This window comes from Methylibium sp., assembly GCF_013817345.1.
In the GTDB taxonomy this organism is placed as follows: domain Bacteria; phylum Pseudomonadota; class Gammaproteobacteria; order Burkholderiales; family Burkholderiaceae_C; genus Methylibium.
Genome location: NZ_JACDCW010000117.1, coordinates 1 through 10570, shown reverse-complemented (window position 1 = coordinate 10570; position 10570 = coordinate 1). Strand labels below are relative to the sequence as shown.

Genomic DNA, 10570 nt, shown 5'->3' with positions numbered 1-10570 from the left:
CCGTCGCGACATCGGGAATGCCTGCAATGACCTTTGCGCACGCTGCGGCACACTGGTCCGCCGACATCCCCACACAGGAGACGCCCATGCTCAACCGCCGCCATGCCCTGCTCGCCCTCGGCGCCGCGCCCTGGGCGCTGCACGCACAGTCAGCCTGGCCGACCAAGCCCGTGAGCATCGTCGTGCCGTTCCCGGCAGGCGGCACCACCGACATTCTTGCCCGTGCACTGGCGCCGGAGTTCCAGCAGGCCTTCGGCCAGGCCTTCGTCGTCGAGAACAAGCCCGGCGCGGGCGGCAACATCGGCGCGGCCGACGTGGCTCGCAGCGCACCCGACGGCCACACGCTGCTCATGGGCACCGTGGGCACGCACGGGATCAACGTATCGCTCTACCCGAAGCTCCCCTACGACCCGATCAAGGACTTCGTGCCCGTCACGCTGGTGGCGGCCGTGCCCAACGTGCTGGTGATGAACCCCGACAAGGCCAAGGCGGCCGGCATCGATTCGGTGGCCGACCTGATCAGGTACGCCAAGGCCAACCCCGGCGAGCTCAACATGGCCTCGAGCGGCAACGGCACCTCGATCCACCTCGCCGGCGAACTGTTCAAGACCTCCACCGGCACGTACATGGTGCATTTCCCGTACAAGGGCTCGCGCTTCGCGCTGATGGACCTGATCGGCGGCACCATGGACCTGATGTTCGACAACCTGCCCTCGGCCATGCCGCAGATCCGCGCCGGCCGGCTCAAGGCGCTGGCGGTGACCAGCGCGCAGCGCTCGCCGGCGCTGCCCGACCTGCCGACGATCGCCGAAGCCGGCCCGAATGGCAGCGGCCTCGCGGACTACGAGGCGAGCTCGTGGTTCGGTCTGTTCGCCCCCGCCGGCACGCCGATGGACGTGGTCAACCGCGTGCAGCAACAGACGGCCAAGGCGCTGGCGCAGCCCGCGCTCAAGGAGCGCCTGGAAGCGCAGGGCGCCGTGCCCAGCGGCATGAGCAGCGCCGACTTCGCCCAATTCACCGCCCGCGAAACGAAGAAGTGGGCCGGCGTGGTGAAGGCCTCCGGCGCGAAGATCGACGGCGGCTGACCTTCACTCCCTCTCCCTCTGCGAGAGGGTGGGGGTGAGGGCAACGCAGCAGCCTGCATGCGCCCACCCTCGCCCAATCTCTCCCCAGAGGGGAGAGGAGCAGTTCAATTCAGGCCGCCCGCTTCAGCTCGGGATAGTCGGTGTAGCCCTCGACGCCGCCGCCGTAGAGCGTGTCGCCGTCCAGCGCGTTCATCGGCGCGTCCTCGCGCAGCCGGCGCGGCAGGTCGGGGTTGCTGATGAAGGGCCGGCCGAAGGCCACCACGTCGGCGCGGCCGTCGGCCACGGCGTCCAGCGCCATCGCGCGGTCGTAGCCGTTGTTGACCATCCACGGCGTTTTCGCCCGGGTGCGCAGCGCCTGGTAGTCGAAGGGCTTGCCCTTCGCCGTCACGTCGCGGTCGCCGCCGGTTTCGCCCTCGATCAGGTGCAGGTACGCCAGGCCGATCGGTGCGAGCTGTTCGGCCACGTGGTTGAACAACGCCTGCGGATCGGAGTCGCCGAGGTCGCCGAACGAGGTCATGGGCGACAGGCGCAGGCCGGTGCGCCCGGCGCCGATCTCATCGCTCACGGCGCGCATCACTTCCAGCAGCAGGCGGGCCCGGTTCTCGATCGATCCGCCGTAAGCGTCGGCGCGGCGGTTGGCGCCGTCGCGCAGGAACTGGTCGAGCAGGTAGCCGTTGGCGCCGTGCACTTCGACGCCGTCAAAGCCGGCTTCGAGTGCATTGCGGGCGGCGACGCGGTACTGATCCACGATGCCGGGCAGCTCTTCGAGAGAAAGGGCACGCGGTGCAGACACATCGACGAAGCCGTCCTTCGTGAAGGTCTTGGCCTTGGCGGCCAGCGCCGAGGGCGCCACCGGCACTTCACCCGCCGGCAGCAGCGAAACGTGCGAAATGCGCCCCACGTGCCAGAGCTGCAGCACGATCTTGCCGCTGCGCTCGTGCACCGCGCGGGTCACCGGTTTCCAGGACTCGACCTGCTCGCGGCTGTGAATGCCCGGGGTGTCGAGGTAGCCCTGTCCGAGTGGATGAACCTGCGTGGCCTCGCTGATGATCAGCCCGGCGCTGGCGCGCTGCGCGTAATAAGTCACGGCCATGGGGGCGGCGGTCTGACCGGCGCCGGCGCGGTTGCGAGTGAGCGGCGCCATGACGACGCGGTTGACGAGCTCGAGCTCGCCGAGACGGATGGGATCGAACAGGCTGGGCATGCTTAACCTTTTGTGTGAACGAATCGCGGTCACTGTAGAAGCCGTGCAAAAGACGTGCTCCTGCAAGCCTTCTCGATTCGTGCATCGCCCTAGGATGGCTGCACTATGCCCATCGACCCTGCCCTGCGTTCCCTCGACATCGACCTGCCGGCCTGTCCGCAGATCCTTGTGCGGATGTCCATGCTGATGGCCGACGAGGACGCCAACATGCAGTCCATCGCCACGTTGATCGAAGGCGACATGGCACTGGCCTCGGCGGTGGTGCGATCGGTCAATTCAGCGCTCTTCGGCCTGCTGCGGCGTGTGGAATCCGTGCCCGAGGCGGTGCGTTTCCTCGGCGTGCGCGAGGTCTCGGCATTGACCTTCGAGATCGGCCTGCGCGGTGCCTTTCCGCCCAGCCCCATGCTCACGGCACTGTGGAACAGCGCCGGCAAGCGCGGCCTGGTCATGGGCCGTGCAGCGCATGTGCTCGATGTCGATCCGTGGCTGGCCCACACGGCGGGTCTGTTTGCCGAAAGCGGTCAGGCCGCGTTGCTGGCCCATGACAGCACCGGCTACCAGAAGCTGGTCAAGGCCAGCCCCGATGCACTCGCCTGGCTCGACGCCGAGCAGGCACTCTATGGCGTCAATCACGCCTCGCTCGGTGCGGCCTTGTGCCAAGCCTGGGGCTTGGCCGTCGAGGTCGCGGCCAGCGTCAGATTGCGCCCGCTCGCCCTGCGCAGCCTGCTCGGCGGCACCGAGGCCGAACTCGCCGAGCAGTGGCAGCACGAAACCTTCATGGTCAAGCGCCTGCTGGCGCTGGCCGCCGCGGTCGATTGCGCTTTGGCGGATGCCGACGACAGCGAACTGGCGCGCGCCTGCGCCCAGATCGCGCCGCTCGCCGCGATGGACGCGGTGCTGCTGCACGAAGCCGTGGCGGCAAGCGCCGCCAAGCTGGGCAGTCAGTGAACCGGATTCACTGAACCCTCGCTGCCTCGAACTGATTGGTGAAGGTGCAAGGCGTGCCGGCGGCGCTGCCCGCGCTCTTGCCGCTGAGCTTGTCGCCGTCGAGCGTCGTCACCGTCGTAGCGGTCCACGCGTTGCCCTGCTTGTCCACGCCGCTGACCTTGCCGGTGCTGGTGTTGCCGTTCAGCTCCGCGCTGCCCGAGAACGAACTGCCGCTGGTGCCGCTCTTGATGGTGTAGGAAGCGCCATCGAGGTCGGAGTGGTTGGCCCACCAAGCGTTGGTGCTCGTGCCGTTGTAGCTGCCGCAGTTGCTGACGACCAGCTTTTCGGTGCCCTTGAAGTTGCCCACGATGCCCTGCGCGAACCCCGCATTTGCCGCGAGCAAAAGCCCGGCCGCGAGGGTGGCGCGATGGATGAACATGATCTGTCTCCTGCGTCGTTGATCGAACGGGTTTAGCAGACAGGGGGTGCCGCCGGCATCCTTCGATCGAAGGAGACGTGGGGACGCCCGCGGGCCTGCCGGCCGTGCAAAACGCACTAGCATCGCGACTCCTGCACACGGCCGGGGGCCTACGACATGAGCACCGTCTACGACTTCGACGCGCAGGCGATCGGCGGCAAGGCGGTGTCGCTGTCCGACTACCGCGGGCAGGTGCTGCTGATCGTCAACACCGCCAGCGCCTGCGGCTTCACGCCGCAACTCGGCGGGCTCGAAGCGCTATGGCGGGAGTACGGCGCGAAGGGCCTGACGGTGCTGGGTTTTCCGAGCAACGAGTTCGGTCGGCAAGACCCCGGCAGCAACGACGAGATCGCGAGTTTCTGCCAGGTCAACTACGGGGTGAGCTTTCCGATGATGGCCAAGGTCGAGGTCAACGGTGCCGCTGCGCATCCGCTCTATCAATGGCTGACGAAGGAGGCCAAGGGCCTGCTCGGCACACGCGCGATCAAGTGGAACTTCACGAAGTTCCTGGTCGGCAAGGACGGCCACGTGCTCGGCCGCTACGGCCCGATCGACAAGCCCGAAGCGTTGAAGAAGGACATCGAAGCCGCCCTGGCCGCATGAGCAGCGAGGCGTCGCGGTCGCTGAGCGCCGAGGCCGGCCGCATCGACCGGCCAGGCGCCTGATTCGATAATCCGCCCCTCACTGGAGACCCCATGTTCGAGCACATCGAGCCCTACCCGGGCGACCCGATCCTCAGCCTCAACGAGGACTTCCAGAAGGACCCTCGGGCGCACAAGATCAATCTGAGCATCGGCATCTATTTCGACGACGCCGGGCGCATCCCGGTGCTGGAATCGGTGCGCAGTGCCGAGGCCCGTGTGCTGGCGGCGAGCGGCCCCAAGTCCTACCTGCCGATGGAGGGCGCCGCGAACTTTCGCAGTGCGGTGCAGACACTGCTGTTCGGCGCCGGCCACGAGGCCGTGACCAGCGGGCGCATCGCCACCATTCAATCGGTCGGCTCGAGCGGCGGCCTGAAGGTGGGAGCGGACTTCATCGCCCGATTTTTCCCGGGCAGCCAGGTGTGGGTGAGCGACCCCACCTGGGACAACCACCGCGCCATGTTCGAGGGCGCGGGCCTGACCGTGAACACCTATCCCTACTACGACGCCGGCGATGCACGGGCGAGTCCGCCACGGCCGGCAGGCGGCCTGAACTTCGACGCCATGGTGGCGACGCTGCGCACGCTGCCACCGAAGAGCATCGTGCTGCTGCACGCGTGCTGCCACAACCCGACCGGCGTGGACCTCACCCCCGCCCAGTGGGACGCGTTGATCCCGGTGCTGCGCGAGCGCGAGCTGCTGCCCTACCTCGACCTCGCCTACCAGGGCTTCGGCGACGGCATCGAGGCCGATGCACGGGCCGCGCGCGCGCTGGCCTCGGCCGGGCTGTCGCTCTTCATCGCCAACTCGTTCTCCAAGAGCATGAGCGTCTACGGCGAGCGCTGCGGCGCACTCAGCGTCGTGTGCGCCGACGCACAGCAGGCCGACAACGTGCTCGGCCAGCTCAAGTTCACCGTGCGCCGCAATTACTCCAGCCCGCCGATCCACGGCGGCCAGCTCGTCGCCACCGTGCTCGGCGATCCGACGCTGCGCGATCAGTGGGAAGGCGAACTCGCCGCCATGCGCGAGCGCATCCTGGCGATGCGCCGCGCGCTGCACGACGCACTTGTTGCGAACTCGCCGGGGCGCGACTTCGGCTACCTGTTGAGCCAGCGCGGCATGTTCAGCTACACCGGCCTGACGCCGAGCCAGGTGGACCGGCTGCGCGAGCAGCATGCGGTTTACCTGGTGCGCTCGGGGCGCCTGTGCGTGGCCGGCCTCAACAGCGGCAACGTGCAAGCGGCGGCACAGGCCTTGTCCGAAACGTGAAGACGGCCGGTCCCAGCCTGAAATAGGCAAGCAGCCGGCCCGCCTGAAACAGGCAAGCAGCCTGTCGGGGCAGCCGTTGCGCAGCAAGGCACCCGCGGTCCCGGCCCAGGAAGACGGCCACTCGCCAAAAGCCTGCCGATTGAAGACCGCCGGCCGTGGCCCGGCCTGAGCCACCAACGGTCGAGGCCGGACTCGGGCCGACGCGGAGTTCGATCATCGGACGACCCCGTTGGCGGGGGTGGACGGTCCGCGCAGCGAATTGCGGGACGCCAGTGTGTTGAGCGCCAGGCCGGTGAGCACGAGCGCGGTGGCGCCCAGCTTCCACGGCGGCATGGCCTCGCCGAGCAGCGCTGCCGACGCGGCCATGCCGAACACCGGCACCATCAGCGCCGCCGGGGTGACGGTGGCGGCCGGGTGGCGGCTCAGGAGCCAGTTCCACACGCCGTAGCCGAACAGCGTGTTGCCGAGCGACTGCCAGGCCACGGCGGCCCAGGCGGCCCCGCTGGCTTGCGTGAGGCTGACTACGATCAGCGCCGGGCCTTCGATGAGCAGGCTGAGGAACGCGAGCACCGGCGCGGCGAACACGCTGCTCCAGACCATGAAGCCGAACATGTCGACGCGTCCGGCCGACTTGGCCACCATGTTGGCGCCGGCCCAGCACGCCGCTGCGCCCAGCACGAGCGCCAGGCCGAGGACGGTGACGCTGTCCTGGTCGATGTGGCCGGCGATCAGCGCCATGCCGGCGGCGGCCAGCGCGAGCGCGGCCCCCTGCAGCAGGCGCGGGCGTTCGCCGACGAGCGCCATCGCCAGGCCGATAGTGAAAAACACCTGCGTCTGGATGACCAGCGAAGCCAGGCCCGCCGAGATGTCGGCGCGCAGGGCCACCACCATCAGGCCGAACAGACCCACACCGTGCAGCGCACCGAAGGCCGCGAGCGTTTGCCACGCGACGGCGGGGCGCTTGACGAACAACAGGAAGGGGAATGCCGCGAACGCGAAACGCAGGGTCGTGAACAGCAGCGGCGGCAGTTCGGCCAGGCCCCATTTGATGACGACGAAGTTGGTGCCCCAGACCGCCACCACGGCCAGGGCGAGCAGCAGATGCGTGAGAGGCATCAGTGCAGTCTAGGGCCCGTTCAACTACGGCGATACGCCGCGATCCTCGCGTGAAGGCCCGGCCGCGAGACGCTGCGCACCAGCTCGGCCAGATCGCGGTCCGCATTGCCGGCGTCGGTCAGCGCGAAGAGCGAGCGCAGGCTGGTGGCGTCGAGCTTGCGCGTCGAGTGCATCAGCGCTTCGATGCGGGCTTGCGGATCGACCTCTTCCGACAGCTCGCTCAGCAAGCCGCACTCCAGCGCGGCGTGCGCGTCGAGTTCCTCGTTGTGCAGGAGGATGCGGCGCGCCCGCTCGGCGCCGGCGATGGCGGCCAGCCGCCGGGTGCCGAGGGCGACGCCGAACTGAAAGCCCGGAAACCTGAAGCGCGCGGCCGGCGTGCCGATGCGGATCGCGCACGAACAGGCTATGTCGGCGCCCGCGCCGAAGGCCGCACCGGACACCCGGGCGATGGTCAGGAAGTCGGCCGCGCGCAGCCGCGCCAACACCTGGTCGATGCGCACGAAACGCAACAACAGGGCGCCTTCGCTCTGCTGCTCGTGCGCCGTGAAGTCGAAGCCTGCGCAGAAGTTCTTTCCTTCGCCAGTGATCAGCAGCGCGCGCGTTTCGGCGCCGATCGCGTCGAGGCTCGCGTGGATGCCTTCGACCAGTTCGGCCGACAGCGCGTTGGCCTTGTCGGGACGCTGCAGCTGCAGCGTGCGCAGCCCCTCGGGGGAAGGTGGCGACAGCGTGACGAGTTCGCTCATTTCAACCACTCGCTGCGCACCGCCGCGTTGTGTTCTCCGAGGCGCGGCGGTTGCGCATCGACCCTGAACTCGTAGCCGCTGATCTGCACCGGAAAGCCGATCGCCGGCGTGGTCATGCCGTTGGGCAAGGTCAGCTCCGAGACCCAGCCGCTCTCCTTGACGTGCGGATCGGCCAGGATGTCGGCAAAGTCGTTGATCGGCGCGCAAGGCACGCCGCGGCGGTCGAACTCGGTGAGCCACTCGGCCGCCGAGCGCCGGGCGAAGCAGGGCTGCAGCAAGGCGGCGAGCTCGCGCTGATGGGCCGCGCGCAGGGTCTGTGTCGTGAAGCGCGCGTCATCCTTCAGCGCCATGAGACTCACCGCTTCGCACACCTCGCCCCACAGCTTGTCGTTGCCCGCGGCGATGACGAAGGGCCTGTCGCTCGCCTGGAAGGCCTGGTAGGGCGCGTTGCGCGGGTGCGCCGAGCCGAGCCGCTGCGGCGCGTTGCCGGTGCCGAAGTACTCGCTGATCTGCAGCGCCGAGATGCCGAGCGTGCAGCCGAGCATCGAGCAGTCGATGCGCGCGCCCACGCCCGTGCGCCGCACCTCCATCACCGCGGCGAGGATCGAATAGGCCGCGTACAGGCCGGCGGTGAAATCGGACACCGGCACGCCGCACTTGACCGGCGCGCCGTCGGCTTCGCCGGTCACGCTCATCAGGCCGCTGATGGCTTGCACGGTCACGTCGAAGGCGCCCTTCTTCGCATAGGGGCCCTCCTGGCCGTAGCCGGTGACCGAGCAGTACACGAGTTCCGGGCGCCGCTCGCGCAGCGTCTCGTAACCCAGACCGAGCCGCTGCATCACGCCGGGGCGGAAGTTCTCGATCACGATGTCGGCCACCGCGCACAGCGCCTGCACACGGGCAACGTCCGCCGCCTCCTTGAGGTTCGCCGCGACACTGCGCTTGTTGCGGTTGAGCGAGGCGAAGTTGCCGCTGTACGCCTCGGCGCCCGGCTCGGTGCGCATGAGCGGCGGCCACTGGCGCATGCCGTCGCCGCCGTCGGCGTTCTCGACCTTCACGACATCGGCGCCCAGGTCGGCGAGCAGCATGCCGCAGAACGGCACGGTGACGATCTGCCCGAACTCGAGCACCTTGAGTCCGGCCAGGGGCCGCACGGTTTCAACTGACATGTCCGCTCCTCGAATCAATCGTCTTTCGCTGCGCCACCGGTTTGCGGAGAGGGCGGCTGTCCTTCGTGCCGGCGGATGAGTTCATTGCGCTCAAACCGAAAGGTGGCGCTTCTGAGTTTCCTTGTCGGCCAGCAAGGCCTTCGCGTCTCCCTCGTGCACGACCTGGCCGTTGCTCAGCAGGTAGACGCGATCCGCAAGCGTCAGGCAGGCCTTGACGTTCTGCTCGACGATCACGATGGTCTGGCCCTGCCTGGCGAGCTGCCCCACCACCTCCATCAGGGACTGCACGATGATGGGCGCCAGACCCTCGAAGGGCTCGTCGAGCATGAGCAGCCGCGGCGCCTGCATCAGCGCACGGGCGACCGACAGCATCTGCTGCTCGCCGCCCGAAAGGTGCCGGCCGTTCGACTTGCGGCGTTCGCCCAGCCGCGGGAATATTTCGTAGATCGTGGCGGCTGTGAGCGGCTTGGCGCAGCCCATCGCGGCGAGCACCAGGTTCTCCTCCACGGTCAGCCCGCCGAAGATGCGCCGGTCCTCCGGTACGAGCTGGATACCGATGCGCGCCCGGTTCTCCGGCGAGGCGCCGTGCAGCGCCTGGCCGGCGTATTCAATCTGCCCGGACTTCGCCTCGATCACGCCCATGACGGTCTTGAGCGTCGTCGTCTTGCCCGAGCCGTTGCGGCCCAGCACCGCCACCACCTCGCCTTCGGCGACGTGCAGGTTCACGTCGTGCAGGACGTGCGATTCGCCGTAGCAGGCGTTGAGGTCACGCAGGGCGAGCAGCATCGGTTTCATCTGTCACTCCGAGGGCACGCCGAGGTAGGCGGTGTGCACGGCCGGGTTGTCGCGGATCTCCGCCGGCGGGCCGACGGCGATGTTGCGGCCCATGTGCAGCACCGCCACGCGATCAGCCAGGCCGAACAGCGAGTCCATGTCGTGCTCGACGACCAGCACTGTGCGGCCCGCGCTGGCCGACTTGATGACGCGAACGACCTGCACGCGCTCGTCGGGGCTCAGGCCGGCCAGGGGTTCGTCGAGCAGCAGCACCTCGGGGTGGGTGGCCAGCGCGATGCCGATTTCCAGGCGGCGCTTCTCACCGTACGACAGGTCCGACACCGGGCCGCCGAGGCGGTCGTTCAGACCCATCATCGCGAGCAGCCGGTCGGCTTCCTTCATCAGCTCGCTGTCGGGCCTGATGCGGCTCAGCACGTCGAAGCGGAAGGCGCCGCGCGAGCGCGCCAGCAGCGGCACCAGCAGGTTCTCGCGCAGGCTCAGCTCCGGGTAGACCTGCACGATCTGGTAGCTCTTGCTGATGCCCATGCGGCAGGCCTCGCGCACGCCGATGCCGGTGATGTTCCTGCCGCGAAAGTGCATCTCGCCGCTGGTCGCGGCCATCTCGCCGGTGAGGATGCGAAACAGCGTGCTCTTGCCCGCGCCGTTGGGCCCGATCAGGCCCATGATCTCGCCCTCGCGCACGGACAGGCACACGTCGTCCAGCGCCACCAGCCCGCCGAACTCTTTGCGGATGTGGCGCGCTTCGATGACCGGCACGCCGCCCTTGGCAGCGCTGCGTTCGTCACCGGCCGCACGGCTGCGGCCCGGCACGGCCCGGCCGGCGAAGAACTCGGCGGGTGCCACCGCGGGGGCGAAGGCGGCCAGCTTCTCGCTCGCGGCCAGGGCGAGGCTGGCCGCGGCCAGGCGGCGCCTGTAGAAGAAGTGCTGGATCTCGCCCACGATGCCGCGCCGCATCGTCGTGATCGCCAGAATGAAGAGGGCGCCGAGGATCAGCTTCCACATGCCGCCGATGCCCGGGATCTGCTGGAGGATGTCGCGCAGGTAGATCCACAGCGCCGCGCCGACCAGCGGGCCGATCAGCGTGCGCATGCCGCCGACCACGGTCTGCATCACGACCTGCCCCGAGGTGTCGAACGCGAAGGC

Annotated in this window: 11 protein-coding genes; 4 read left to right on the top strand and 7 right to left on the bottom strand. The window is 68.7% G+C overall.

All coding sequences use genetic code 11. The features are described 5' to 3' along the window. The first annotated feature begins 86 nt into the window (after positions 1-86). A complete protein-coding gene (locus H0W40_RS17185; RefSeq protein ID WP_292448658.1) occupies positions 87-1085 on the top strand; it encodes a tripartite tricarboxylate transporter substrate binding protein in 999 nt (332 codons plus the stop codon). 109 nt (positions 1086-1194) lie between these two features. Here the strand turns inward: H0W40_RS17185 and H0W40_RS17180 are convergent, their stop codons facing one another. Beyond that, positions 1195-2289, bottom strand: a complete 1095-nt coding sequence (locus H0W40_RS17180; RefSeq protein WP_292448656.1) for an alkene reductase — start codon at positions 2287-2289, stop codon at positions 1195-1197. A gap of 105 nt (positions 2290-2394) precedes the next feature. Between H0W40_RS17180 and H0W40_RS17175 the strand changes: the two genes are divergently transcribed. Beyond that, entirely contained in the window at positions 2395-3237 is an 843-nt protein-coding gene (locus H0W40_RS17175; RefSeq protein ID WP_292448653.1) for an HDOD domain-containing protein, read from the top strand. A 7-nt stretch (positions 3238-3244) separates the two neighbouring features. On the opposite strand, the gene H0W40_RS17170 is transcribed toward H0W40_RS17175, so the two are convergent. Beyond that, positions 3245-3655: a hypothetical protein gene (locus H0W40_RS17170; RefSeq protein WP_292448651.1), complete on the bottom strand. Its 411-nt coding sequence runs from the start codon at positions 3653-3655 to the stop codon at positions 3245-3247. A gap of 156 nt (positions 3656-3811) precedes the next feature. Between H0W40_RS17170 and H0W40_RS17165 the strand changes: the two genes are divergently transcribed. Then, on the top strand, positions 3812-4297 hold the full coding sequence (locus H0W40_RS17165) for a glutathione peroxidase (protein ID WP_292448648.1): 486 nt from the start codon (positions 3812-3814) through the stop codon (positions 4295-4297). A gap of 92 nt (positions 4298-4389) precedes the next feature. After that, on the top strand, positions 4390-5604 hold the full coding sequence (locus H0W40_RS17160; RefSeq protein ID WP_292448645.1) for an amino acid aminotransferase: 1215 nt from the start codon (positions 4390-4392) through the stop codon (positions 5602-5604). A gap of 213 nt (positions 5605-5817) precedes the next feature. Here the strand turns inward: H0W40_RS17160 and H0W40_RS17155 are convergent, their stop codons facing one another. The 5 genes from H0W40_RS17155 to H0W40_RS17135 form a co-directional block, all read right to left on the bottom strand. Further along, a complete protein-coding gene (locus H0W40_RS17155) occupies positions 5818-6720 on the bottom strand; it encodes an EamA family transporter (RefSeq protein WP_292448643.1) in 903 nt (300 codons plus the stop codon). A gap of 20 nt (positions 6721-6740) precedes the next feature. Further along, positions 6741-7463 (bottom strand): enoyl-CoA hydratase/isomerase family protein, encoded by a 723-nt coding sequence (locus H0W40_RS17150; RefSeq protein ID WP_292448642.1) that lies wholly within the window; start codon positions 7461-7463, stop codon positions 6741-6743. Then, complete coding sequence (locus tag H0W40_RS17145; RefSeq protein WP_292448641.1) at positions 7460-8632, bottom strand: CoA transferase; 1173 nt, start codon at positions 8630-8632, stop codon at positions 7460-7462. The genes H0W40_RS17150 and H0W40_RS17145 overlap by 4 nt, the downstream gene beginning before the upstream one ends. A 90-nt stretch (positions 8633-8722) precedes the next feature. Next, positions 8723-9427 carry an ABC transporter ATP-binding protein gene (locus tag H0W40_RS17140; protein ID WP_292448639.1) on the bottom strand — a complete coding sequence of 235 codons (705 nt, stop codon included), beginning with the start codon at positions 9425-9427 and terminating at the stop codon, positions 8723-8725. Positions 9428-9430: 3 nt separating this feature from the next. Then, positions 9431-10570: ATP-binding cassette domain-containing protein (locus H0W40_RS17135; protein ID WP_292448637.1), on the bottom strand; the 1140-nt coding region annotated here is incomplete at its 5' end.

What these genes read in the sequence shown, in the direction of transcription:
- H0W40_RS17185 (WP_292448658.1), top strand. Translation starts at nt 87, where the DNA reads ATGCTCAACCGCCGCCATGCCCTGCTCGCCCTCGGCGCCGCGCCCTGG.
- H0W40_RS17180 (WP_292448656.1), bottom strand. Translation starts at nt 2,289, where the DNA reads ATGCCCAGCCTGTTCGATCCCATCCGTCTCGGCGAGCTCGAGCTCGTC.
- H0W40_RS17175 (WP_292448653.1), top strand. Translation starts at nt 2,395, where the DNA reads ATGCCCATCGACCCTGCCCTGCGTTCCCTCGACATCGACCTGCCGGCC.
- H0W40_RS17170 (WP_292448651.1), bottom strand. Translation starts at nt 3,655, where the DNA reads ATGTTCATCCATCGCGCCACCCTCGCGGCCGGGCTTTTGCTCGCGGCA.
- H0W40_RS17165 (WP_292448648.1), top strand. Translation starts at nt 3,812, where the DNA reads ATGAGCACCGTCTACGACTTCGACGCGCAGGCGATCGGCGGCAAGGCG.
- H0W40_RS17160 (WP_292448645.1), top strand. Translation starts at nt 4,390, where the DNA reads ATGTTCGAGCACATCGAGCCCTACCCGGGCGACCCGATCCTCAGCCTC.
- H0W40_RS17155 (WP_292448643.1), bottom strand. Translation starts at nt 6,720, where the DNA reads ATGCCTCTCACGCATCTGCTGCTCGCCCTGGCCGTGGTGGCGGTCTGG.
- H0W40_RS17150 (WP_292448642.1), bottom strand. Translation starts at nt 7,463, where the DNA reads ATGAGCGAACTCGTCACGCTGTCGCCACCTTCCCCCGAGGGGCTGCGC.
- H0W40_RS17145 (WP_292448641.1), bottom strand. Translation starts at nt 8,632, where the DNA reads ATGTCAGTTGAAACCGTGCGGCCCCTGGCCGGACTCAAGGTGCTCGAG.
- H0W40_RS17140 (WP_292448639.1), bottom strand. Translation starts at nt 9,427, where the DNA reads ATGAAACCGATGCTGCTCGCCCTGCGTGACCTCAACGCCTGCTACGGC.